Origin of the sequence: Aporhodopirellula sallentina SM41 (genome assembly GCF_000346505.1) — a bacterium.
Lineage (GTDB): Bacteria > Planctomycetota > Planctomycetia > Pirellulales > Pirellulaceae > Rhodopirellula > Rhodopirellula sallentina.
Genome location: NZ_ANOH01000263.1, coordinates 52877 through 77357, shown reverse-complemented (window position 1 = coordinate 77357; position 24481 = coordinate 52877). Strand labels below are relative to the sequence as shown.

The following is a 24481-nucleotide window of genomic DNA, read 5'->3' as shown; positions in this document are numbered from 1 at the left end:
CCAAGAGGTATCGAATCGATGAAGGTTGTTTTCCGGTGGCTCGGCTATTTTTGGGCGGGGCCAAACACGTTGCTAGGGATCGCGGTCGGGTTGTTGCTCGGCGGCCGTTTTGAACGTGTCGATGGCGTGCTCGAAATCCACGGACCTCGCGTTGCCGCAGCGTTGGCAAAGATGTTTGTCCCCGCGGCGGCGATGACACTTGGGCACGTGGTCCTCGGCCGAGATCGCGAGATGCTCGAGGTCACCCGGGCTCATGAACGTGTCCACGTGCATCAATATGCGTGTTGGGGACCATTCTTTTTGCCTGCTTATCTCGGGGCTTCGTTGTTTCTCTACGTACTTGGACGCGACGGGTATCGCGGCAATCCGTTTGAGGTGGCCGCCTACGCGGTGGACGATCCATCGGTGCGGCGTCCGAAGCGGAGCTGAGTCGAGGGCGATCGCAGGATTGAATTCCGACGATCGCGCGTTTCATTAAACGTGTTGCCGAACGCCTGGTATCAGGTGTCGATCAGGTCTTCTGGAGCAAGGATCGGCAGTTGGTTTTCTTCCGTCTCTTGTTTTTCTCGCCACGGTTCGTTGCGGCGGTACGAATCGAGTTCTTTTTTGAGTTGATCGAGTTGCTCGTTGTCTTCGGCGGCACCTTGTTCGACCGCCTTTTCGCTCCAGAGAATCGCGTTTTCGAAGTCACCGCTTTCGGCGTACCCGGCGGCCAGTGTGCTGAGGATATGGGCTTCTTGCTCTTCGGTCAGTTCGACGGCTCGTTTGCCCAGTTCGACGGCACGCTCGCCGTTGCGAACATCGTCTTGTGGGGAAGTTGCCAAAACCCATGCCAGGTTATTGAGGATTCCGGACAAAATTCGTTGGTTCTCTTCATTGTCGTCGTTGTCGATCGAGCTGAGTGCTTTTTCGTAGTCTGCGATTGCGTTGATGTGTTCACCAACAGCCAGGTAAGCGTCGGCGCGGGATCTCAATACGGATGCGTTGTTCGGTTCCGAAGCCAGCACGCCAGTCAGGGTTTCGATCGCCTTGCGAGGTCGGTCGTCTTGGAGGTAGAGGCTCGCGAGTTGGATCTGACGGAACGTGTCGTTCGGGTTGCGTTCGATCAGGATTTGCATGTCGTTGATCGCGTCTGCCATGCGTCCTTCTTCGATTGCGATAAAGCAACGGACGACGATGGCTTGATCGATTTGTTCCACCTGCGGTGCGATGTCGGTGGCTGCCTTGAGGTCTCGTTTGGCTGACTTCACGTCGTCGCGGCCGAGTGCGATTTCAGCACGTTGCAGTAGCGAAATCGGATCGCGGGGCTGCATCGCGAGAGCTTTGTTCAGATCCGCGAACGCGTCGTCTTCTTTGCCGAGCATGCGATACAGGATGGCACGCAATCGGTAGAGACCTTCGCTCGGGCTGGCGGCGATCGTTTTGCCAAGCAGTTCAACGGCTTCATCGGCTCGGTCGAGGTCGACCAATTGTTGAACGGTCGCTTGAGCGATTTGTTGGTTGGTGGGGTCGAGTTCGAGGACGGCTTGCAGGTCTTTCACTGCGCCGTCAACGTCGCCTTTTTGAAGGAGGGCACCGGCGCGTTCGCGTAGTGCGCCGGTGTTTTTGGGGTCGGCTTCGATTGCCGATTTCAGGTCCTTGAGTTTCTCTTCGACATCGGTGTGGGTGACCGCCCGCAGCAGATACGCTTTGCTTTGTTCCTGCGGGTTGTCTTCGTAGAGTTTGATCGCGGCGGTGGTCGATTTTCTAATTTGATCGGTATCGCCATCGGGCAGCAGGTTGAGCTGCGCGATCAGCATATGAGCTTCGGCGAGTTCCGGATCGTGTTTGACCGCTTCGCTGAGTGCCTCGGCGGCTTCGGTTTTGGCTTGGAGTTGCTGTCGGCCGCGTAAACGGATGATGGCGGCGGCGAGGCCTTGTCCACGTTGCAGTTGGACGCTGCCTAGCATCTTTCGGGCGAACGCATCGTTCTCTTCGCTGAGTCCCTTTGCGAGTGCGGATTCAATGAGCGCGGCGACCGCTTCGAGATCGCGGTTGGTTTCTGCGTCGATCCGTTTAAGAACGGCTTCATCGAGGTCGGCTTGGCCCGGGTCGATCTCAGCGTTGATCGGCGGTGGTGAGGGGACGGGGGTCTCTTGTGCCTGCAACGACGATAGGGCGATGAATCCGCAGCATGCGAATCCACAACCGATGGCGACGATTCTAGAAATTCGATGAAAATGCGATGAACCAACCGGGATAAATGCGAATCGATGTGAATCCGAGGACTCCATTCGGTCGTGGGTTGGGGAGGACTCCGTTATGATGTTTTCTCGATTCATCCTGTATTCTCGCATAGTGGTTCGTGTTGTGTCCGTCTGAGAAGGCCGACGCAGTGCCGCATCGTATCATCTTACCGTCGATGAGAACTCCACGTTGTAATTATGGCGGTGTCGGCAACCGTAGCGAAGGCCAAACCTACCTAAATTTCGCGGTTTCAGCCAAAGGCAAAGTCGAGGAGTCAACGAATCAGCTTTGTGCCAAAATGAAAATAGATTTGAAAAAATGAGCGAAACATCCCGAAGTCGAATTTTTGTCACGCGTCAGATCCCCGGTAGGGCTTTAGATCGGCTCTGCGAATTACATGACGTTTTGGTTTGGCCCGAGGAGTTGCCTCCGACGCCGGAACAGTTGCTCGAGAATGTTGTCGGTTGCGATGGGCTCCTGACGATGTTGAGCGACCGGATTGATGCAAAGGTGATGGACGCCGCCGGCGAGCAACTGCGGGTGGTCAGTAACTACGCGGTGGGATTCAACAACATCGATCTGTCGGCCGCGAAAGAACATGGTGTGCGTGTCGGCAACACTCCCGATGTGTTGACCGGATCGACGGCTGATCTCGCGGTAACGTTGTTGCTCGCGGCGGCCCGGCGTGTTGAAGAAGGTTCTGCGGAGGTGCGCGAGGGACGATGGGGAGCTTGGAAGCCGGCGGCATTGCTCGGCGTCGAACCCGAAGGCAAGACCGTTGGTGTGGTCGGCATGGGACGAATCGGGAAAGCGTTCGCCGAAAGGATGGTTCGAGGATGGAACATGAGACTCTTGTATACGTCGCGCTCCGAACAGGAGGACGTGAACGAATCGCTCGGCGGTCGCCGCGTCGAGCTCGATCAATTGTTGGCCGAGAGTGATTTCATTTCGGTTCACGTTGCTCTCACGGACGATACTCGGAATCTTCTGGATGCGGCGGCTTTTGAAAAGATGAAACCCAACGCGGTCTTGGTGAACACGGCTCGAGGTGAAGTGATCGATCAAGACGCGTTGGTGGAGGCGATCTCGAGCAAACAAATCTTTGCCGCCGGGTTGGACGTTACCACGCCGGAACCTTTGCCGCCTTCGCATCCGTTGGTCGGTTTGCCTGGCGTGATCATCTTGCCTCACATTGGCAGCGCAACCGACACGAGTCGTTGTGGCATGGCTGAGATTGCGGTGGACAATATTCTGGCTGGGATCGAAGGTCGGCCGCTGCGATGCGAGGTGCCCCTTGGCTAACTGGATTACGTATTTGCGTGATGCGATCCGCAGGCCACGTGAAGAACTCTCCAAACGCCAGCATCAGCTTCGCTATACATGGGAGTTGGTCGTCTACTGCGGCAGGCAACTCGAACGACACCGTGCCGAAGGAATGGCAGCGGAACTGACCTATCGGACAATCTTCTCGCTGATTCCTGTTGTGGTGTTGGGGTTGGTGATGTTTCGGGTCGTCGGCGGGCTCGAAGATGTTCAAACGCGAGTCGAGAATCAGCTCTACTCGTTCTTTGGGGTCCCGGAAATTCCGATCGAGTATCTCGCCGATGAAGCCACTGAGATCGAAAGAGAAGAGAGGCTCGCGGAGGAGGAGACCGAACGTCAAATCGCCGAGACGCTCGCCCGAGGTGAGCAGGCAATCAACGGCGGCGAGCCGTTTGAGGGATCGCGAGGCGAGGATCAAGAGTCCGACGGTGTCGGGTTGGAGGGGCCGGAGCTAAACCCGTCCGGCGACGATTCATCGATTGTCAGTCAAAGCCAACTCGCGGGGGAAGGCACTGCTGCGGCTGATGAATCTGTTGCCGGTGGAAGCACTGACGCCAATGAAAATCCTGCGGTTGACGATGCATTGGTGGATGCTGTCGAGAAAAAGGCGGGAGAAGCCGCGACGGCGATGGAGGCACGGGCGAGCATTCGCAGGACGCTGCACGATGTGACGTCGCAAATCGCGTCGCTTGATTTCGCATCGATCGGTGTGTTCGGTTTGTTGTTGTTTTTGTACGCCGCGGTCGCGCTCGCGGATGCGACTGAGAACCTGTTCAACATTATCTACGACGCCCCGAGCCAGCGACCGATTCACATTCGTCTCGCGATTCATTGGTCGATCATTACACTCGGCAGCGGGTTGCTCGCGCTGAGCCTCTACATGTCGGGCCAAGTCGTCGATTGGTTCAACACGATCGGGGCGGGGTCTCGCCCGACGTGGATTTTGCAGCATGCCTTGTCACTGCTCGCCGGATGGGTGTTGTTGTTTTTACTTTACGCCCTGATGCCCAATACGCATGTTTCTCTCAGGGCGGCAGCGATTGGCGCTGCCGTGGGTGCCGTACTCTGGGAATTTGCAAAATACGGGTTTCAAATCTACGTCAGTAAGGCGGTTCCGTATTCGGCGTTGTACGGATCCTTGGGATTAATACCTCTGTTCCTATTTTGGATTTATGTAACATGGTTGATTGTGTTGTTCGGTTTGATCCTGACCTACACGACGCAAACGATGCGCGGCCGACGGCTCAACGGAAAACTTGATGACGGCGAGTCGCTGCCGGCGGGCGATCCCGATTGGATGTTGCCGATCATGACGGAGGTTGCCAGCGCGTTCAGCGAAGGCAAGGCGATCGGCCGACAGGAATTGGCAGAGCAATTGGGGCTCAGTAGCCGTGTTATCCATGAAATGGAGAATCACCTGATCAGTGGTGGGTGCCTATGGCGAGTTCCTGGCAGCGCAGGTGAAGAAGACCGACTGACGTTGGCGCGGCCGGCAGAACGGATCTTGATCTCCGACGTGTTGAAGCTGGCTCATCAAGCGCGGCCGACCAACAGCCATCGGGCATGGAAAACACTCGCTAACTTAAAACTCGCCGAGCGAAACGCGGCCGGTGAGCAAACGTTGGCGGATGTGATCGCTTAGAACCTTCGTAGGCCTTTGACCCCGCAGGAATAACCCCTACCGATGTATGACAAACTGGATTCCATAGCGGTCGGAATGAGTCGATGCCTATTGAAGGTGGTCTCGGCACTTGCGTTGTTCGCGTCTGTAAACACGACCACAGTGGCCGATGAGCCGTCGGCAGCAAAATGGCGCAGCAGCCAGTTGGAAGTGATCAACGAAAAGCTTCAAAGCGTCGATTCCGAGGAGACGCGATTGGAGTTGCTCGCGCAGCGAACTTGGCTGCGCCGGTGGGAACCCGGCGAGATGTCTAAGATGCCGACGAGCTCTTCTGCTACGGAGGACGACGATGAGAAGGGCGATAGGGAACTCGTCGAGGAACCGTTGCTGGCTAATTTGAAGCGTCCGGAGGGAGTTGCCAAGCAGGAGTGGCAACGTTTGATCGCTCTTCAAGCGGGCTTGCGTCAGATCGATACGAATGAGGAGCGCAAGGAGAACTTGAGAGAGATCATTCCTGCTTCACAGCGTTTCGTGGATGCTTTGTCCGAGGCGTTGGTGCCGTCAGCACGGCCTCATGCAACACCAGTCGAGCAATTGAATACCGATAGGGATTGGGTGCTCGCGTACGCTCGCTATCGGCTCGGTCGGGCGTTGGCCTATCGAGAGATTCCTGTCGTGCGAGAGCGATGGCCGATTGAAGATCCAGTCGCCTATCAACGCAGGCTCTACGAGGTCTATCGCCAACTCAATGAACAAACCGGAGGCCCGAGAGCGGAGTTCATTTTGTTGGAAGATCGGATGCTGCGACGTTCGGGAGAAAAGGGCCTCGCACTCGAGTTGCTCGAGAAGCATCAAGGTTCGATCGACGTGAAATGGTATCTCAAGAAACGTCGCGATCTGTTGCAGGAACTCGGGTGGGAGCCACCTTATCGAGAGGCTGCGAAGATTTATTTCGATGCCGGCTACCGAGACGATCCATAAAGAAACGCCGCAGTGTTTGGCTGTGATTTGGCGTGAGTTTTTGGATGCTACGACCGAAGGCCAAATGCCGGTGGATCGGCTCCAAATGTATGCAGGGTATTTTTCAGATGACGTAGCCGATGTCGCCAGGCTTCGGTGGTTTGAGTTCGAGCGAATTCAGCTACGGGGATTGGGTGTGTCCAATCTCAAGATGGTCGGCGCGGTTTCATGGGCGTCGGCGATACCTCGGCGCACGAAAAAAGCACCCGGGTCGTGTGACTCGGGTGCTTGATCGTCAATCAGTAGGGCCGACAGGAATCGAACCTGCACTCCAGTAAAGGAACTGGATCCTAAATCCAGCGCGTCTGCCAGTTCCGCCACGGCCCCGTGGCAGGCTGCTCGAAAGCAGGCCTGTGTTTTTTTGAATGGATTTTTTTTCGGTTTGGGAGGTGGTTTGAGGGATCTTTAACAAGATCCACTACGGGCCACCTGGTAGCCGACTGAGGGTCGGAGCCTAGGCTCCGGGTTCGCCGGTTTCCGAAGCGACGGTTGGCACGACCCAAACCTTGAGGCTCGCTTCCACTTCGCTGTGCAGGTGCACTTTGACGGTGTAGAGACCGAGTTCTTTGAGTGGTCCGTCGAGACGAATTTGGTCTTGGGCCAAGTGGATTCCGACGCTCTTGAGCGAGTCGACGATTTCGTGAGGTCCGACGCTGCCGTAGAGGTGACCTTCGTCGTTCGCGTTGGCTTCGATCGTGATCGATTGCTTGGCGAGTTCGTCGGCTTGGTCTTGGTAGCTTTTGAGCTTTTGGATTTCGATTTCGCGAAGTTTCTCGCGGTGCTTCTCGACCATTCGTTTGTGGTGGTCGGTCGCGATGGTGGCGAGGCCTTGCGGCAACAGGTAGTTCAGTGCGAAGCCGGGCTTCACTTCCACCAAGTCACCTTGTTTTCCGAGGTGTTCGACGTTGTGAATCAATAGCAACTGAATCCCGCCGTTATTTCCTTTGGGAAGTCGTTTGAAATGGCTGTTGGCTCGACGAGTGGCAGCTTTGGACATAGCGGATTAACTATAAAACGGGGGTGACTGCGAATGGGTTGTAAGAAATAGTGTTTCGGAATTTGCGGAGCGGGTGGTTGCCCGGGGGATCCGTGTTGGGCGTTTCGGTGTTAGGCCGACGCCGGTTGGTTTTTTAGAACGGAATTTCCGGTTCGTCGTATCCCGGTCCGCCTCCGGTCGGTTGTGCGTCGCGGGCGGGCGGTGGTGCGTTGTCGTTTGTATTGACATAGCGTTGCGGTGGGGGAGTCGATTCGCGGACCGAGCTGCCTCCGGGGTTTCCGCCACCGTCACTTCGTCCGCCGATCATTTGCATTCGCTCGCCGATCACCTTGACCTTGGAGCGTTTTTGGCCGTCTTTTTCCCAGGAATCGTATTTCAGGCGTCCTTCGATGAAGATCGGGGAACCTTTGGAAAGGTACTCGCTGGCGACTTCCGCGGTCCGTCCGAACAGAGTGATGTCGAAGAAGTTGACATCGTCGACCCATTGGCCTTCGCTGTTTTTGCGTTTGTCATTAACGGCCAATCCGAATTCTGAAACCGCCATGCCGCTAGGCAAGTAGCGCAGCTCGATGTCGCGGGTTAGGTTACCCATCAACATTACGCGGTTAAAGCTTGCCATGGTTTCGTGATTCCTCTTGTCGTCGGCTTGCGGGCGTCGGCTATCGGTTCGTCGGCGTTACGCGACGTCGCGTTTAGGCGTCGGCAACCGCTGGTTCGTCGGATGCTTCCGCGGCACCGTCTTCTGCTTCACCGCCGGCAGGGCCGTTGAAGTGTTCGCCACGGGCGTTCGCCAGGATTGGTTCGACCAAGCGTGGGTCGAGGCGGATGGTCAGTTCACGGATGACCGGTTCACACAACTGGAAGGAGCGTGCGAGTTTCGGCAGGTTTGGTCCATCCATGCTGAAGTAGATGAGGTAGTACGTACCTTTTTGGTGCTTGTCGATTGGATAGGCAAGCTTTTGCTCCATCCACATCCGGCTGACGAGGACTTCGCCGCCGGCTTCAGCGATGAGTTCCTCGAGTTGTTTGCTCACGCCACCGGGATCGCGGGCATAGTGATTGCTGTCGAGGATGAACAGTGTTTCGTAGGTTTTGACGTTAGCCACGGGACAGATCGCGGGGAAATCGGAAGATGGTTGGAATGGAAAAGACGAAAAATTGAGATTGGATGAGGAATGCTTTAGGCGGCGTTGGAGTTGAAGCGACTCATGGCTTCGGTGATTCCTTCGGTCGCCCAGCAACGGATTGCGTCGCAGGATCGCATGATGGCCAATTCGATTTCTGGCCGTTCCTCTTCGTTAAAGTTTCCGAGGACGTAATCGACAACTTGCCATTTCGCGGGCGGGCGATCGATCCCGATTCGCAGTCTCGGGTACTGGTCTGTACCGAGGTGAGCGATGGTATCGGCGAGGCCTTTTTGGCCACCGGCTGAGCCGCCGCGGCGGATTCGGATTCGGCCAGTCGCCAAATTCAAATCGTCGCAAATTACGATCAGATCCTCGAGGTTAAGTTTGTAAAAATCGAACGCTTTGCGGATACTTTTTCCGCTGGCGTTCATGAAGGTGTGGGGACAAAGTACCAGCCCTTTTTCGGAGCCGATACGAATTTCACTAATTTCGCCATCAAATTTTTTGCTCGGGGACGAACCCGAGAATTCGCGGCACAGTTGTTCCGCGACCATAAATCCGACGTTATGGCGTGTTTGTTCGTACTTCCGACCGGGATTCCCCAGCCCGACGATCAGCTTCACGCCTCTTCGTCGTCTCCGCCACCGCCTTTGCTGATGACTTCCGGTTCAGCCCCGATGCTGTCACCGGCATCTTCGGTGGGCTCTTCGGTGCGGGCGGCTTCGACGTGCACGATGACGGTTTCGCCATCGGTGACCAGTTCAACGCCTTCAGGCAATTGCAGGTCATTGGCGGTCGCGTGTTGGCCGACGTGAAGGTCGTTGACATCCAAAACGAGGCTTTCCGGGATCGCTCCGGCGGAGCATCGCACGTCAACTTCGTGGAGGTTTTCGAGCAGGATTCCGCCTTCGCGGGTACCAGCGGCTTCGCCGTGGGTTTCGATCGAAACCGTCACTTCGACTTTTTCTTTGAGGTTCACGCGGATCAAGTCGAGGTGCAGGACTTCGATACCGAGTGCGTCCCACTGCATTTCGCTGACCAAGGCGTTTTCGTTCACGTCGCCCGTCAGTTTGATCATTTTGGAGTGGTGACGCAGCAAACCCTTGACCTGAACGGCAGGGATCGCCAAGTGTTCGTTGGATTCGCCGTGGCCGTAGAGAACGGCGGGAACTAGTCCATTTCGACGCAGGCGGTTGGTCGCTGCGGTTCCGGTGGAGTCTCGTTTGGTAGCTTGGATGACATCCGTCATGGCGGGAACCGGTCCGACAAAAGTAGAGGGTGGATTGGTGGAATTTTTTTGAAGCACGGCAGTATGGCGATTTTGCTCTTTGCTGCAAGCCCAAACTGGGGTGACTCGGCATTGACAGATGAAGTCCGCCTCTACAGGCTTTTGGAGCATTTGGCAGCGCAACCACCTATCGCCCCCGAGGGCGGTGCGGTGACTTCAGCCGACCGGCTCCCCACGCCGCCGCCCCTGCTCGCGTTCAGAACTGCGTCGGGGCTCACGTCCGCGTCGGTGTACGTTCCGCGGGTGTGTCTCTCGAATGTGGGCAACCGTCCGGGTGGTAAGTTAGGCGTCCGGGCGGCGATTAGGCCACCTCACGATCCAGTTCGACCATTTCAGTAGCCTTCCACACATTAATGTCGGGATTTCCCATGGCAACGATTGTTTACACGATTACCGACGAAGCACCCGCACTGGCGACTCACTCGTTGTTGCCGATTCTGCGAGCATTCACCGCCGCCTCAGGGCTCGAGATCGAGGCGAAGGATATCTCACTCGCAGCCCGCGTTTTGGCGAGTTTTCCCGAACGGCTCAAAGACGACCAGCGAGTGCCCGACGCGCTCGCGGAGTTGGGCCGTCTGGTCAAAGAGCCCGGGGCCAACATCATCAAATTGCCCAACATCAGTGCCTCGGTGCCACAGCTCACCGCCGCGATCAAAGAATTGCAGGCGAAGGGTTACGACGTTCCGGATTTCCCGGCCGATCCGCAAACGGATGAGGAAAAGGAAATCCGTGCGGCTTATGCCAAAGTGCTCGGAAGTGCCGTCAATCCGGTTCTGCGTGAAGGCAACTCGGACCGCCGTGTTGCCGCCCCGGTAAAGAAATACGCTCAGAAAAATCCGCACTCGATGGGCGAGTGGACCGCCGATTCGAAGACCCGCGTGGCTCACATGAGCGACGGGGATTTCTACGGCAGCGAAAAATCCGTCGTCATGCCCGCCGCCGATACGCTCAAGGTGGAGCACGTTGACGAATCGGGCAACGTCACGGTTCTGCGTGAGTCGATCCCGGTTGAGGAAGGCGAAGTTTTCGACGCGGCCGTCATGAGCTGCCAACTACTGCGGAAGTTCTACGCCGAGACCGCAGCGGTTGCGAAGGAAGGCAATGTTCTTTTGTCGCTGCACCTGAAGGCGACGATGATGAAGGTGTCCGATCCGATTCTGTTCGGGCACGCGGTCAGCGTTTTGTACTCCGAGGTGTTTGAAAAATACGCTGGCGTGCTGGCGCGAGTCGGCGTCGATCCGAACCAAGGCCTCGGTCAGGTCTTCAACAAAATCGAATCGCTCGAACCGGATGAGCGTGCCTTGGTGGAGTCGACCATGGCCAAGATCGAACAGGAACTGCCGCCGCTCGCGATGGTGGATTCAGACCGTGGGATCACGAACCTACACGTCCCCAGCGACGTGATCATCGATGCATCCATGCCCGCCGCGATTCGTGCCGGTGGCAAAATGTGGGGCAAAGACGGGAAAACCCATGACATGATCGCGATGATCCCCGATCGTTCTTACGCGGGCGTCTATCAGGCGGTGATCGAAGACTGCATCGCTAACGGAAAGTTCGATGTTTCCACGATGGGAAGCGTTTCAAATGTCGGTTTGATGGCCAAGAAAGCGGAAGAATACGGTTCGCACGACAAGACTTTCGAAATCGCCGCGTCGGGAGAAGTCCGTGTCGTCAACGGTGCCGGTGAAGTCCTGCTGAAACATTCGGTGGATGCCGGGGACATCTGGCGCGCGTGCCAAACCAAGGATGTCGCGATTGTGGATTGGGTCCGTTTGGCCGTGGCACGGGCACGGGCGACCGGTGCAGCAGCCGTGTTCTGGCTCGATTCGGCTCGCGCTCACGATCGCAACCTGATCGCCAAGGTCGAGAAGTACCTCAAGGATCACGACACCGAGGGACTCGATATCCAGGTCCTCTCTCCTGTCGAAGCGACGCTTCACGCATGCGGTCGATGCCGAAAAGGGCTCGATTCGATTTCCGTCACGGGGAACGTGCTGCGAGACTACCTCACCGATTTGTTCCCGATCTTGGAACTCGGCACGAGTGCGAAGATGCTGTCGATTGTCCCGCTTCTCGCCGGCGGTGGGATGTTCGAAACCGGTGCGGGCGGTTCGGCGCCGAAGCACGTGCAGCAATTCCAAGCTGAAAACCATCTGCGTTGGGATTCGCTCGGCGAGTTTCTCGCGATTGCCGTTTCGCTCGAGGACCTGGCCGAAAAATCGGGTGACGAGTCGCTGGCCGTGTTGGCCTCCACGCTCGACGAAGCGACCGGTCGTTTTCTCGATGAAGACAAATCGCCCTCGCGAAAGGTGAATGAGCTCGACAACCGCGGCAGCCATTTCTATCTGGCGATGTACTGGGCCGAAGCACTCGCATCGCAGGACAAAAACGCAACCCTGAAAGAGCGATTTGCTCCTATCGCCAAAACGATGGCGGAGAACGAAGCGAAGATTGTCGAGGAGCTCAACGGGGCACAAGGCGTCGCGATGGACATCGGCGGTTACTACTTCCCCGATCCTGCGGCGGCGTCCAAAGCGATGCGTCCGAGCCCGACGTTGAACCAGATCGTCGAATCGTTGGCATAGACTCGCTGGCGTAGACAATTGTTCCCATCGACTCGGCCGCTCGGTTTGCGGCTGCTCGGTCTGCGGCCGGGCCGGAACGCGAGGTCGCGTCGGATTGTGAAATCTCGGCGCGAAAGGTGGGACTATGCGGGGTCTGTGACACGTTGACGCGTCACGGGGGCTCAATCCCCCGAAAACGCCTGCGTGGGTGGGGATTGCGGCAGCAATGGCGTGAAAGTGTGCGCCCCTTGCGAATCCGGCCTTGGGGGCGATAATTGCCCCTGAATTCGCGGCTATTTGTTCCTGTGGGGCACTCGCGCGGCGGATCGTTTCAACCTAACGTTTCCCCATCTTCTTTCAGAGGAACTATCCACCATGGCACTCGTACCCCTTCGTGTTGTTCTCGATCACGCAGCCGAAAACAACTATGGCGTTGCTGCTTTCAACGTCAACAACATGGAACAGATTCAGGCGATCATGGAAGCCGCCGAAGAAACCGATTCTCCGGTCATCATCCAAGCGTCTCGCGGTGCCCGCTCTTACACGCAAGACAACTACCTTCGCCACCTGATGATGGCAGCAACGGAATTGTATCCACACATTCCGACCGTCATGCACCAAGACCACGGCAACAGCCCTGAGACTTGCCTGTCGGCAATCGAAAACGGCTTCACCAGCGTCATGATGGACGGTTCGCTCGAAGCCGACGGCAAGACCCCTGCCGATTACGATTACAACGTTCGCGTTACCGCCGAAGTCGTCAAAGCCGCTCACGCTCGTGGCGTCAGCGTCGAAGGCGAACTCGGTTGCCTCGGATCGCTCGAAAGCGGTGAAGGCGAACAAGAAGACGGCCACGGTGCAGTCGGCGAATTGACCCATGACCAACTCTTGACCGATCCCGATGAAGCCAAACGCTTCGTTGAAGAAACCGGCGTCGACGCACTCGCAGTCGCGATCGGAACCAGCCACGGCGCGTACAAGTTCACCTCGAAGCCGACCGGTGAAGTGCTCGCGATGGATCGTATCGAAGAGATCCACGCTAAATTGCCAAACACTCACTTGGTCATGCACGGCAGCAGCAGCGTGCCACAGGAATTGCAAGACATCATCAACAAGTATGGTGGCGAAATGAAGCAAACCTACGGCGTGCCTGTTGAAGAAATTCAACGTGGTATCAAGAGCGGTGTTCGCAAGATCAACGTCGACACCGATTGCCGGATGGCCATCACCGGTGCGATCCGCAAGGTCTTCTCCGAAGACCCATCGGCATTCGACCCACGTGCTTACCTGAAACCAGCACGTGCCGCAATGAAAGACGTTTGTGTCGCTCGCATGACCGCGTTCGGCCAAGCCGGAAACGCTGCGAAACTTCGTGCTTCGCTCGGCGCTGCTGTTTAATTATCAGCGCTCCTTTTATTGAATCCATCGCACGCGGCGAGGCATTTGTTGTCTCGCCGCGTTTGCGTTGAGACCCCGCCTTTGCGATCGAGACACGTTGTCTAGCCAGCATCCCTCCGAGAACCCGTTGGACATTGTGTGCCGTCGCGACCGGCAAGTTGACGCCGTTCGCAAGAAGGTCGGCGAACCTCTCCCGTGGACGCGTCCGCCCACGTTTGCCACGCTCACCCGGATTATCCTCGAGCAGCAAGTTTCTTTAGCGTCGGCTAAATCAACGTTTGATCGTTTGAAAACGCAGTGCGGCGGCCTGGTCAATGCGAAGCGCATTCTCCGGCTCACCGACGAGGATCTACGCGGCTGCGGGTTGAGTCGACAGAAGGCCCGGTATGTGAATCTGTTGGCGGAAGATGTTCGCCTGCGAAAGTTCTCGATCTCTGCGCTAGCCAGGATGAACAACGAAGCGGTTCGAGAATCGATTACCGCGAGGATGGGGCTCGGGAATTGGACTGCCGATATCTTTTTGTTGATGGCATTGCGTCGCGAGGATATTTTGCCGATCGGCGATCTCGCGCTCGTCAAAGGGATCCAGGAGCTCGATCCAGCAGTAGGTTCTTCGGTCGAGGAAATCGTGGAGCGGGCGGAGATATGGCGACCGTATCGGTCTGCGGCGACGAAGATGATTTGGACGTTGTATCTGTTTAACCGAAAAAGATGATCCTCGATGGCTGGTCGATGAATTCCACGAATAAGCAACCCGATCGCGCCGAATTGGTTTCTCGCTATTGGAGTGGTGCGCTGGCACTGCTGCTCGGCGTGTCGTACCGACTTTGGCTGCCCGGGGCTTGGACGCAGAGCGAATTCTATCCCGCCGTTCCGCTCTTCGGCGTTCCAAGTTGGCTAGGAACGTTCGTCACGGTCTCGTTAATGCCGTTGCTGATGGTTGGTTGTGGTGTTGTTTTCTTCAGCGGCCGGAATGGGATGCTCCGGCGCACAGGATGGTTGGCAATCGCGGTGATGTTGTTGCTCGGTTTTGCTACCGATCAGCATCGACTGCAACCATGGGCATACCAGTCGTTCCTTTACGCGTGTTTGTTTGTGTTGTTGCCGTCAAGTCTTTGGCTGACCGCGCTTCGCGTGTTAATGATCAGTGTTTACCTTTACAGCTCGATCGGAAAATTCGACTTTCAGTTCTTGCACACCGTTGGGCAAGACTTTCTCGGTACGGTGACTCGTTGGACGCCGGTTGATATCAGCCAGTGGGATCATCGCACGCGTTTGATTGCCGCAGGAGGTTTTCCGGCGGTGGAGTTGTTGCTTGCGATCCTGCTGGTTTTCCCGCGTACGCGTCGAGGAGGCGGTGTGCTCGCGATCACGATGCACTTTGGGTTGATCGTGATTCTGTCACCATGGGGAATGCATCACAGCCTCGGGGTGCTTTGTTGGAACGCGGTCCTCGCCGGGCAAGCGTATCTGCTGTTCGTCATGCCAGAGCACGCCAAACCGGACGAAGTGCACGGGACGACACAAAGGGACGAATCGATGGCAGGTCGTTCTGTTCGCGTCATGTTGGCCTCGGTGATTGTGCTGGCCGCCGTTGTGTTGCCTCTGACCGAGCGTCGTGGTCGATACGATCAAGCGAATTGGCGCTGGGATCACTGGCTGTCGTGGGCTTTGTACTCGCCGCACAACAGTCGTGTTTCGGTAGAAGTGCACCGCAGAGTTATCGCGGAGATGCCGCTCGGACTACGCGACGCCCTCCGAGACGGGGACGATCAGGATGCATGGCGAGAGTTCGATCTCGGTGCGTTGTCGTTGCAGGCTCGGGGTGTGCCGGTGCTGCCTCAGGCACGTTATCAGTTGAAGCTCGCGATAGCGATCGCGGAACAGCAGGGATGGAGCCATGAAATCCGCGGTGTGTTGCGTTCATGCTCGGATCGCTGGGACGGGACACGCGAAGAAGAATGGATGAATCAGCTCGACGCGATGCGAAACGTCGTCGCGAAGTACTGGTGATGCCAGATGCCCGTTGGCTGATCAACTTGCCGAGCGTTTCGGGCGAGAGGTTAGTATTCGGTTCCCATCATCGCACCGTCTTCGCGGTTGCCGAGATTGTGAAACAGAATAGGGTCGATTGAGTGAGTCAGGAATCGGATGGATCCGTCAGCAAAGCAAAACTGCGCGCCTCCTTGGTGCTTGCTCGCGAAGCCGCCGACGTATTCCTTGTTGTCTTCCCCGTCGGTCGCATTTGTTTCGGTGGCGTTGTTGATGTTTGCTGCATTGCCGTTTGTCATCCTTCCTTCCGCTGACATGATGGATCCACCGAATGTGCCTGTATTGCGCAGCGACGCTCGGGTGCCTGATGCCCAGCCGAGGCTCGATCGTTCGGGGAGCATTTCACCGATCAGGATCGTGTGCGAACTGCCGTCGGTGATGTCGCCGTAGCGTACCTTGCTGTTGAGAAACAGGAGTCCTTGATTGTCCTCCGCAATGGGAGCTTCAGTGTCGTGGTGGCATCCCGCGTAGTTGGTTAGTCCTGACGAGCCATCATCATTTTCGCCGTAGGGAAACGAAGGGCACAGGAAACTCGAGATTGTTTGTTTTCGTGCGGGCGCGTTTTCGGGGGCGTATGTGCCCAGGGACATGTCAAACTGATTAGCGATTCCCTGTTGTTCAATGTAGGGGCATAGCTGAACGAGATAGCCGACGTGCTGGCCGATGGGTTCGTTCAAGATGGGGCCGTCCGGGTTGATTGAGCCCGAAGGCAGGTGCTCCATCGAGAACTCGTAGTTGTGTGTTGCCAACCCGAGTTGTGCGAGATTGTTGGCACAGGAACAGCGACGGGCCGCTTCCCGGGCGGCCTGCACAGCCGGCAGCAACAGTCCGACGAGAACACCGATGATCGCAATCACCACTAGCAATTCCACCAAGGTGAAGGCGTTCGGTTTGCGATAAGAGGGACGTGTCATGATGAGCTCCTAGGGATTGATGAGCGGGGTGGCTGTTGGTTTGCGGTGGATTCGAATGATTTGAGAACGTTTCGTTTGCACCGGGATACGGTCGCGGTTTTGGATCAAAGCCGTGACGCGATAAAGTCGCAAGTTGCTGTTTTCGGAGGCGTCGTCTTGGGTTGGGCGAATCTCAACGTTCGCCACCGGAAACGCCTCCAGTGCATCATCAACACTCCATGATTCACCTTCGTAATCAGGGTTGTCTGCACCGCGGGTCATGGCACGTCGAATCCCGGCATCCAGAAGCAAACGAGTTTGCTCGAGTTGCCATTGGACGTTCATGTGACGCCGCGAGCGTAGGCTCGACTGCAACGCAACACCCGTGATGGCTGACGCAACGGTCAAGCAGACCAACACGGCAATCAGGACTGTTCCGCGATCGCTTCGCGAATGCGTGCGATGTTGATTTGTCACGGCAGAGAATCCTCACGCGGTGGGGCTTTGTTGTCAGATCGCTCATCGGACCAACGTCCAACCGCGGCGCGAACGACGAGGTCGGTCGGTAGGCTAACCTTTTCGGATTCACGTGGTGTTGAATCGGCGGACGCATCGGGGTTGCTTGTGTGTGGTTCTGCTGCTGCGTGTGGTGGACGGCGGCGACGTACGGTAAGAACGACCCAATCGGAATCAGGAAGCAAATCGAACGAAGCTTCAGAACGAACAGCGAGTTGATAGCTTTCACGATGTGGTGGTGCATCGTCGGATGGCGTCTGGTGAATCCGAGTGACCGTCAAATCGTCGATCTGATATCGGATTTCTGAGTTTTCTGCCAAAAAGCGAATCTCGTTCTCATTCTGAATCACCTGAGCGGCTAGGTGTGCGTCGTCACGGAATTGTCTCGACAACCGCAGCACGCTTTGGTGGTGACGTTCGTGGCTTCGCAGGATTGAGGCGAGCCGGATTGACTGATGGATCCATCCGACCGCGAGGACCAGAAGGGTCGATGAGACTGACAGCACCACCATGATTTCGATCAGAGAAGAGCCTCGCCGTGCTGTTAAACTCAATGTCATGGTGTCGACTCCTTCGAGTTGATCCAGCCTACCAATCGAACCGGAGGAATCGGGTTGGTTGATCGCCAACGCAGCGTAACGGTAATCCGGTCGCCAAATTTATCTTGAGTGCGTGTGGCGGAAAGCTCCGGATGGTCCAGGCTGATTGCGGCGATCGCGGAAGGTGTGATGCCGGCGATCGCGTCATCGATTTCTTCGACCGGCAGTTGTGTGATGAATTCGATTTGGTTGGTCAGTTCGTTCATCGCGATGCGTTGATCGGCAACATCCATCCATAGGCGATGAACGCGATACGCGAACGTAGCGACGGTGCTCATCGCCACCATTAGGATCGACGCCGCAACGACGCATTCCAGCATCGTGAACCCCTTGCGGGGCCTGTTCCAGCGATCATGATTGATTCTGGGTTTGGTGTGTTTCATCCGATAAAGCCCACACAAGCGAGTCCACTCACCAAACCGTATACCGACGTGAAAACTGCCACGGAGGCTAGTAGGACAACCGCGGCGAGCAACAGGAGCGTCGCAAGCGAGATGCATCGAGCAAGAAAGTTGCTGCGGAGTTCGATCCAGATGTTGGTTCGGCGAGCTTCAAAGCGTAGCAGCCATGCCTGTGCTGTTTGGTCCTGCGTCGTTTGGAACGCGTGCATCTGGGCGTTGCCAATGAATTTTTGTGCCGAGAGGGCTCGCCAAGTATCTTCACCCTGATCGATCGACTTGGATACTTTGACCAGACGCGTGCGTATTCGACTGACCGGATGAATGCGAGACAACGTGTCGATCCCGGATGCGAGCGGGCGGCCCGACTGAAGGATTGTTGCGAGTAGCGATAGCAGGTCGGCACGGGCGTGCAAACGTCTGCGCCCAAATTCCATTGCCCATCGCGGTCGTCCGATAACGAGCGGACCGAAGATTAAGATGGTGAATAGCAACACGAGGGAGAGCAACATTAAGACCGGCCAATAATCGCCAATTGCGATCAGCAACAACATCGAACCGGGTAGGTCGATTCCGAATTCCTCGAACATCTTTTGGAATGTTGGGACGATGAACGTCAGCAAAAACGCAATGAGCAGCCACGCCATCAAGAACCCGACTGCGACTTGATAGAGTTGGTTCTCGATCGAGGCTGTGCGAACTTCATTGGCGGCGTCGGTTTGTTCGTCTTCCGCGATCAATGAATCCAGTGTTTCGGAGAACGTCCCGGTTTGGGAGGCAAGCCGCAGTAGCAACACCGCAGTCGGATCGAGCGCTCGCGGGGTTTGTTCGAGTGCGTCAACAATCGGTGTGCCTTCAGCCAACAGTCGGGCGACTTGATTCAAGGCTCGTGCGGGGCGTCGTTTGAACTCGCACGCTAACCGTTCCACCATCCTCGCGGCATGGAGACGTCGCCGCGTTGCCATGGATAGAACACGAACCAGAGCACGTTCGTGCGGTAGAGTGACTTGGAAAAAGAAGGGTTCGCTGCTGCTCATGTTAACCCCGAAATGAGACTCACCAGCGGAGCGAACAAGGCGATCACCACGAACCAAATGATGAAACCGACACAGAAAACGATCAGTGGCGACACCCAACCTAAACGCCAAATGGTGACATGTCGGTCCCGATCCCAATACAGTTCCGCGATTTCACGAAGGATGTTGGCTTGGTATTGATTCAGCGTCTCCTGAGTACCCGGAGTTGGAGGTGTTTTGCTGGGGTCCGGTTGCCGTTGCGGTGCAAGGGCAACATCGATCGAGAGAGCGTCCGCGAGCATGTGGCACGGCACCCGACGGAAATGAGTGACACCGTGAAAAGGATCGTCTCCCATGCGGATCGCATCGGCCCAAAACTGACTGCCTCGACACAACCACTTTTGTGCGGACGCGACGCCGGCAACTTCGATGGCATCCGCCTTCGAAAGTCCAGTTCGCATCAACAGCGACAGGTGCCACGCCCAATCGGCGCACGTGCCGCGTGTTGAGCGAGGTGCGGTTGGCCGAAATTGCACACGGGTTCCTCGTCGAGGGGACCGGGCGTACAAAGGCGAGTTGGTTCCCCAACGCAGCCAGGCTGCCAATGCAACGATCGCTGTTAACCCAAACAGCACAACGTAAGTGAATGGCGACTGAACAATGTTTGAGAAACGGAACAACAGTTGTGTAAAGAATGGGAGTTTCAAACCGAATTCGTCAAACATTTGTTCGAACGTTGGAACGATCAAAAGCCCCGCAAAGATCAGAACGCCCATGCAAACCGTCATCACGACGAGCGGATAAGCGATCACGGTGAGGATTCGTTGGCCGCGCGATTGAATACGAATGTGAGCCAGGAGTGTGGAGTTGACCGCCGATTGAATCCGAGATTCGAGATCCAGCGGCGGTTCGACCGTGCCAGTTTGCTCAGGGTCAGTCTCCGCGGGGGTTGGCGAAGATTCTTTTGACACCGAGGGTGTGAAAGGCCCGTCGAGGACGGGGACGGCTTCCAGGTTGAGGAAGATTTCCAACGCGAACGGATTGAGAAGGACGTCGGCATCTTCGTTCAGGAAGGCTACTTCGTCGGCGAGTTGGTGAATCTGTTGTTGAGATGATCCGGAAACAGCATCGGCGGAAAGCGTTAACGCCGAAACGATTTTGTCGCGGTGAGGTAGCCACGCGCGGATCCATTGAGGTGGCTGCACATCGGTTCGAGCAATATCGGTCAAGGTAACATCCCTTGCTCGATTGGAATGGTTGCCATGTCGTGGATGAGCCAGATGAGTGGACCAAAAAGGATCAGGCAGTAGATAAGAACACCGCCACCACCGAGTATCGCGATCAGGATTGTGGGCAGTCCGATGCGCAGGCGGGTGAGGCGATGCTGAGCGAGCGTGGACGCGTGCGCGGCCACCAACGACAAGCGACTGTTGCGTCCGTCGGGCTCTGATTGCGAACGCGGACCTCGGGCCTTTTCAATGTTCGCAAGTACGAATCGAGAACGATCGATGCGATAGCGTTTTCCTCCCAGAAGCCCAACGATTGCCGCGGAACCTTTCGTGGTGGTTCCCAGCAAAATCATGCCCACGGTCAAGATCGGGAGGACAATCAAAAGCGGACTAATGTCCGGGGAAGCCAACCAAGACTCACTCACTTCGGCGATGGGTTGCAATGCCATGTCGTTGCGAATGGCGGTCATCCTGGGGCCTGAAATCGTGGCAAAGACCGTCAGGCCACCCGTCCCTGCCAACAGTAGCAACGCCATGTAAAAACAGACCGGGCGAATTGCGCTGGCGAGGTCTCGATTGACCGCGGAGGGCAACGACAGCGAATCCAAAACCAAATCGATCCGGCCGGTTTGTTCGAAAAAGTGAAACGCTGAGACATAGGCGGTGGGTAACCCGTTCGCCGGATCGTCGCTCTGCGAATTCGCGGCCTGTTGGGTGTCATCGCTCTTCCGAATCGCCTCGGCGAGCATCGGTTCGAGACGAGAGAGTTTGGCAAGGTTCGCGATCCCGCCGAGGTGTGCTGAATTTGGCACAGCGTCGTTTCGCTGCGGCGATGGTGTGCCGGGATGACGGAGCGTGCCGAGGTCGAGTTTAACGCCGGCAATCACAGCGGCTCGCAGGGACTGGTGATACGATCGCAAACGTTCCGCTCTTTTGTCCGGCTGTGTTTCGCGCTTCGCCGAGTTGGGATCGTTCATCGTAACGACCCGTCACGATGTGTACGTGATGTTGGAACGCTTGGGCGATCGCTTTCCGGTTGGTTCGTGGCTGACGTTTGCGGCGCGGGTGTTGCTCGCGAAAGGTTGGTTGCGGCGGAGCGTCGCCAATCGTAGACGACTTCGGTCAACGCCCATTCCCAAGCGACTCCGTCGGCGTTGGCTCGACGCGTGGCTTGGGAATGCAGGTCGCTCGACGAAGGCCCACGCGGCATGAAGGTCATTGCAGACCGGCCGATGATGATCAACGCCAGAGCGATGGTGCATGACAGGGTGAAACCACCCAAGACGCGTTGCCAAATCCGTCGTCGTTCTCGTCGATGCGAAACACGCTCGAGAATGCGGGCGCGGAGTTGGTCACCGGGGCGTACGTAGCGCCCCGCGCCACGAATTAACTCTTCGAGTTCGACGCCGTTGTGGATGGTTTCATCGGCGAAGTGCGGCCCATGCGAATCATCTCCATACAGTTCCTTCATCTCGTCGAAGAATGCATCGCCCTGGGATGATTCGTGAGATTCGGATTTGTCGGGCCATTGCGAAGGATCAAACATGCTGTTGCAGATCCTCGTGCGGTTGGGAAAGATTTTCGCGAAGTTGGCAGTTGAGTTTCGCGATCGCGTATCGATACCGGCTCGCTGCGGTCGAAGGGGAGATGTCCAGGACGCCGGCGATTTCAGCGAACGTCATCTCCTCCCAGATCTTCAGCACAACGACTTCGCTTTGCTGCGTCGGCAATTTCCGCATCGCCCGCCAAATTTCGCGGTAGCTTTCCTCGCGTTCGAGTTCATCGACGCGGCAGCGTGTTAGCAGGTCACATACATCACCGATCAGGTTCCAGCGGGGACGTCGCCTCATGATCAGCATTGATTCGTTGCGAACCATGCGGAGCAGATAGGCCCACGGATCCGTGCATTGATGCAGGCGTTTGGGTTGAGCCGCAATCTTGACCAACGTTGCCTGAACCGCATCCTCGGCGTCGTGTTGGTTCCGCGTTAGGGTGGTTGCGAAACGCACCAACCGCAACGAGGTCAGGTCGATCAATCCGCTGATGGAATCCTCGCCGAGCTCAGCGAGCTGGCGAGCGGACGTGCGCACCCGCTGGGAGAAGGTGGCGCCGGACGGCGGTGGGGTAAATTGGTTCATCACCCCACAAGATGCGCGTTGGGGCGAGGTTTGTCTAATTATTACGAAGTTATTTCGAGAAAACTTCGCGGCGGGGGCTCAGCCCGCTTTCGCCGGCTGGGTTTGCCAACCCCTGTGCCAGCACAGTTTGCTGGCTTTGTTTGCAGGCTTTATCGCTGTAACGACGGTGGTCGCCTCGCTTTAGAACGGTGCGTCGTCTTCTTCCCCACCTGCTTCGGCGAAGGCGTCGTTGGCCGATCCGGCGGATGCTCCGCCACCGCCAACCACCTGGAATGACATCGCCTCCACGTTGACGAAGAATTTCACCTCACTGTTGGCGTCTTTTTGCCAACGCCGGCCGTTCAGGCGGTAGGTCACTTCGACTTCGTCACCTTTTTTCATTTCGTCTACGCTGTCGCATGCGTCGCGAGTGAATTCCACGGGAACGTAGTTCGTGAAGCTGCCTTTGTCCTGTTCCAAAACGACTAGCCGTTTGCGAAAACCTTTCTGTCCGTAGGTTTTAGTTTCCTCAATCAAGTGGACAACGCCACGTACTTTTGCATCACTCATGGTATTCTCGATCAAAATCGCCCGGTCAAAGTCACAATCGCGTTGGCGCGGTGCCGACGCATGGGTGCATGATCACGCGGTTCCCGATGCGACGGCATCGACGTGTCCGGGAGAGCTGCACTCGATCGGAGAGTGTAAACCTTTCACCTGGGATACTAAAGGGCGTCCATGTTCGTTCAGCGTCACCGACAGCCCGATGGACCGGTAGGTGCGGTTAAATTCTTCCACGAATGATTCCCCGTTTTGTTCGGGCATCATCATTGGACCGACGGCACGTCCGCTGTGCGTGACGATGGCATGGGACGGATTCGGCGGGCGGTTGCTGCTCACGGTCAAACTCGTCGGTTGAAAGGAATTGCGAGGCGCCCGAAGGGCTCGGCGGCCTCTTTTGAGTCATTCGTCAGTTCGAATAATTAATCGGCTGGGAAAATGAATCGGTTCGGATGTTCAAATTGATGTGTTCGTCGCCTCGGCGGAGGCAACTCGGTATGAATCGCTCGGGTGCGGAAAACCAAGGGTTTTGTCGACGCGGTTGTAAATCGGCAGGCCCGAAAAATACCGCCGAAGGTTCAGGCAGACGAGATCCGTCGTGTCGTCAACGCGGCGATAGGACTGCGCGCCGACATGCGGAGTGATTAGTACGTTTGGGTCGGTCCACAACGGACTCTCCGGCGGCAGAGGTTCCGTTTCGGTCACGTCGACACCGGCAGCGGCGAGGTGTCCACGGGAGAGCGCCGCGACAAGTGCCGCCTCATCGACAACCGCTCCACGGGCAACGTTCACGAAGTAGCTGCCGGGTTTCATCGCCGCGAATTGCTTTTCACCGACGTAGTGCCGCGTCGATGCATTCAGCGGCAAGGTCAAAATCACAATGTCGGACGATGCGAATAGTTCATCGGTTCGGCTGGTCGGCCACAACTCATCAACATCGGCCGGTTGGTTTTCGGGGTAGTAGTCGGTCGCGAGAATCTTGACCTCCCAAGGTCGGAGCATCTTGGCAATCTCGCGTCCGTTACCACCGAGTCCCACGATTCCAACGGTCTTTCCCCGAAGGTCGTCGGTCGGGCGACGGATGAACTCGGGAATTTGACGAGCCCGCTCAAACAGCCCGATGCGTCGAAGCAGCCCGAACAGCAACGCAAAGGTTTGCTCGGCAACCTGTGGGGCAAACAGTCCCGACGCGCTGCTGACGATAATATCGGGATCGGCGATGACGCCGGGGACCAAGCAATGGTCGAGGCCTGCGGCGGAAGACTGAATCCATCGCAGTCGTTTTGTAGCGAGAGCACGGTCCCAATCCACCGGCACCTTGGCGTGACCGATAAAGATATCCGCGGTAGGCAACATCTCATCAACCCGTTCCTGGCCCGCGTCGATCACCTCAATGTCGTGATTCATCGGGATAGCGGGATCGTCTTTGCATGCGACGAGTGTTTCTTTGATTTGCGTCACGTGATGTGACTCGACGGGATAGCACAAAACGATGCGTCGAATCGTTTCGAATGTTTGGTCGTTCATCATGAA

General features: G+C 56.7%; 25 protein-coding genes and 1 tRNA gene. 8 read left to right on the top strand and 18 right to left on the bottom strand.

The annotated features are described in order from the left end of the window. Positions 1 to 18 precede the first annotated feature (18 nt). Positions 19 to 429 (top strand): hypothetical protein, encoded by a 411-nt coding sequence (locus RSSM_RS17655; protein ID WP_008681649.1) that lies wholly within the window; start codon positions 19 to 21, stop codon positions 427 to 429. Positions 430 to 500: 71 nt separating this feature from the next. On the opposite strand, the gene RSSM_RS17650 is transcribed toward RSSM_RS17655, so the two are convergent. Continuing rightward, positions 501 to 2273, bottom strand: coding sequence for a tetratricopeptide repeat protein (locus tag RSSM_RS17650; protein WP_008681646.1), 1773 nt, complete (start codon positions 2271 to 2273; stop codon positions 501 to 503). A gap of 271 nt (positions 2274 to 2544) precedes the next feature. Between RSSM_RS17650 and RSSM_RS17640 the strand changes: the two genes are divergently transcribed. Genes RSSM_RS17640 through RSSM_RS17630 form a run of 3 tightly spaced genes read left to right on the top strand, consistent with a single transcriptional unit; the run spans position 2545 to position 6151 of the window. Further along, positions 2545 to 3528 (top strand): 2-hydroxyacid dehydrogenase, encoded by a 984-nt coding sequence (locus RSSM_RS17640; protein ID WP_044302882.1) that lies wholly within the window; start codon positions 2545 to 2547, stop codon positions 3526 to 3528. Beyond that, complete coding sequence (locus RSSM_RS17635) at positions 3521 to 5191, top strand: YihY/virulence factor BrkB family protein (RefSeq protein WP_144059908.1); 1671 nt, start codon at positions 3521 to 3523, stop codon at positions 5189 to 5191. The genes RSSM_RS17640 and RSSM_RS17635 overlap by 8 nt, the downstream gene beginning before the upstream one ends. A gap of 42 nt (positions 5192 to 5233) precedes the next feature. Then, positions 5234 to 6151 carry a hypothetical protein gene (locus RSSM_RS17630; RefSeq protein WP_008681638.1) on the top strand — a complete coding sequence of 306 codons (918 nt, stop codon included), beginning with the start codon at positions 5234 to 5236 and terminating at the stop codon, positions 6149 to 6151. 282 nt (positions 6152 to 6433) lie between these two features. On the opposite strand, the gene RSSM_RS17620 is transcribed toward RSSM_RS17630, so the two are convergent. The 6 genes from RSSM_RS17620 to RSSM_RS17595 form a co-directional block, all read right to left on the bottom strand. After that, a tRNA-Leu gene (locus tag RSSM_RS17620) sits at positions 6434 to 6517 on the bottom strand. 127 nt (positions 6518 to 6644) lie between these two features. Continuing rightward, a complete protein-coding gene (rplI, locus tag RSSM_RS17615) occupies positions 6645 to 7187 on the bottom strand; it encodes a 50S ribosomal protein L9 (RefSeq protein ID WP_008681634.1) in 543 nt (180 codons plus the stop codon). Between the two features lie 133 nt (positions 7188 to 7320). Then, on the bottom strand, positions 7321 to 7806 hold the full coding sequence (locus RSSM_RS17610) for a single-stranded DNA-binding protein (RefSeq protein ID WP_044302881.1): 486 nt from the start codon (positions 7804 to 7806) through the stop codon (positions 7321 to 7323). Positions 7807 to 7879: 73 nt separating this feature from the next. Continuing rightward, positions 7880 to 8293: a 30S ribosomal protein S6 gene (gene rpsF, locus RSSM_RS17605; protein WP_008681630.1), complete on the bottom strand. Its 414-nt coding sequence runs from the start codon at positions 8291 to 8293 to the stop codon at positions 7880 to 7882. Between the two features lie 74 nt (positions 8294 to 8367). Then, entirely contained in the window at positions 8368 to 8937 is a 570-nt protein-coding gene (gene pth / locus RSSM_RS17600) for an aminoacyl-tRNA hydrolase (RefSeq protein WP_008681628.1), read from the bottom strand. Then, positions 8934 to 9563, bottom strand: a complete 630-nt coding sequence (locus tag RSSM_RS17595; protein WP_008681627.1) for a 50S ribosomal protein L25 — start codon at positions 9561 to 9563, stop codon at positions 8934 to 8936. Before RSSM_RS17595 ends, pth begins: the two co-directional genes overlap by 4 nt. A 407-nt stretch (positions 9564 to 9970) precedes the next feature. Here RSSM_RS17595 and RSSM_RS17590 point away from each other — a divergent pair, with 407 nt between their 5' ends. The 4 genes from RSSM_RS17590 (at position 9971) to RSSM_RS17575 (ending at position 15580) form a co-directional block, all read left to right on the top strand. Further along, positions 9971 to 12190: an NADP-dependent isocitrate dehydrogenase gene (locus tag RSSM_RS17590; protein ID WP_008681626.1), complete on the top strand. Its 2220-nt coding sequence runs from the start codon at positions 9971 to 9973 to the stop codon at positions 12188 to 12190. A 354-nt stretch (positions 12191 to 12544) separates the two neighbouring features. Beyond that, the gene (gene fba / locus RSSM_RS17585) at positions 12545 to 13567 is read left to right on the top strand and encodes a class II fructose-bisphosphate aldolase (protein WP_044302879.1); all 1023 of its coding nucleotides are present in this window, start codon (positions 12545 to 12547) and stop codon (positions 13565 to 13567) included. Positions 13568 to 13664: 97 nt separating this feature from the next. After that, positions 13665 to 14282 (top strand): DNA-3-methyladenine glycosylase family protein, encoded by a 618-nt coding sequence (locus RSSM_RS17580; protein WP_144059907.1) that lies wholly within the window; start codon positions 13665 to 13667, stop codon positions 14280 to 14282. Between the two features lie 17 nt (positions 14283 to 14299). Beyond that, on the top strand, positions 14300 to 15580 hold the full coding sequence (locus RSSM_RS17575) for a MauE/DoxX family redox-associated membrane protein (RefSeq protein WP_044302892.1): 1281 nt from the start codon (positions 14300 to 14302) through the stop codon (positions 15578 to 15580). Positions 15581 to 15630: 50 nt separating this feature from the next. Here RSSM_RS17575 and RSSM_RS17570 read toward each other — a convergent pair whose 3' ends face one another. The 11 genes from RSSM_RS17570 to RSSM_RS17515 all read right to left on the bottom strand — a co-directional run bounded on the left by RSSM_RS17570 (position 15631) and on the right by RSSM_RS17515 (position 24478). Next, positions 15631 to 16533, bottom strand: a complete 903-nt coding sequence (locus RSSM_RS17570; RefSeq protein ID WP_008681617.1) for a DUF1559 domain-containing protein — start codon at positions 16531 to 16533, stop codon at positions 15631 to 15633. Positions 16534 to 16542: 9 nt separating this feature from the next. After that, positions 16543 to 16989, bottom strand: coding sequence for a hypothetical protein (locus RSSM_RS17565; protein ID WP_008681616.1), 447 nt, complete (start codon positions 16987 to 16989; stop codon positions 16543 to 16545). Further along, entirely contained in the window at positions 16986 to 17588 is a 603-nt protein-coding gene (locus tag RSSM_RS17560; protein ID WP_044302878.1) for a PulJ/GspJ family protein, read from the bottom strand. Before RSSM_RS17560 ends, RSSM_RS17565 begins: the two co-directional genes overlap by 4 nt. Next, a complete protein-coding gene (locus RSSM_RS17555) occupies positions 17585 to 18010 on the bottom strand; it encodes a type IV pilus modification PilV family protein (protein WP_144059906.1) in 426 nt (141 codons plus the stop codon). The genes RSSM_RS17560 and RSSM_RS17555 overlap by 4 nt, the downstream gene beginning before the upstream one ends. Beyond that, positions 18007 to 19062: a type II secretion system F family protein gene (locus RSSM_RS17550; RefSeq protein WP_044302877.1), complete on the bottom strand. Its 1056-nt coding sequence runs from the start codon at positions 19060 to 19062 to the stop codon at positions 18007 to 18009. Before RSSM_RS17550 ends, RSSM_RS17555 begins: the two co-directional genes overlap by 4 nt. After that, positions 19059 to 20270, bottom strand: coding sequence for a type II secretion system F family protein (locus tag RSSM_RS17545; protein ID WP_008681609.1), 1212 nt, complete (start codon positions 20268 to 20270; stop codon positions 19059 to 19061). Before RSSM_RS17545 ends, RSSM_RS17550 begins: the two co-directional genes overlap by 4 nt. Beyond that, positions 20267 to 21247, bottom strand: a complete 981-nt coding sequence (locus tag RSSM_RS17540; protein ID WP_008681607.1) for a hypothetical protein — start codon at positions 21245 to 21247, stop codon at positions 20267 to 20269. Before RSSM_RS17540 ends, RSSM_RS17545 begins: the two co-directional genes overlap by 4 nt. After that, a complete protein-coding gene (locus RSSM_RS17535; RefSeq protein ID WP_008681604.1) occupies positions 21244 to 21816 on the bottom strand; it encodes a hypothetical protein in 573 nt (190 codons plus the stop codon). Before RSSM_RS17535 ends, RSSM_RS17540 begins: the two co-directional genes overlap by 4 nt. Next, positions 21809 to 22408: an RNA polymerase sigma factor gene (locus tag RSSM_RS17530; protein ID WP_081613822.1), complete on the bottom strand. Its 600-nt coding sequence runs from the start codon at positions 22406 to 22408 to the stop codon at positions 21809 to 21811. Before RSSM_RS17530 ends, RSSM_RS17535 begins: the two co-directional genes overlap by 8 nt. Positions 22409 to 22588: 180 nt before the next feature. Continuing rightward, positions 22589 to 22957 (bottom strand): DUF3127 domain-containing protein, encoded by a 369-nt coding sequence (locus tag RSSM_RS17525; protein ID WP_044302875.1) that lies wholly within the window; start codon positions 22955 to 22957, stop codon positions 22589 to 22591. A gap of 447 nt (positions 22958 to 23404) precedes the next feature. Further along, the gene (locus RSSM_RS17515) at positions 23405 to 24478 is read right to left on the bottom strand and encodes a D-2-hydroxyacid dehydrogenase (RefSeq protein WP_008681596.1); all 1074 of its coding nucleotides are present in this window, start codon (positions 24476 to 24478) and stop codon (positions 23405 to 23407) included. Between the last annotated feature and the right edge of the window lie 3 nt (positions 24479 to 24481).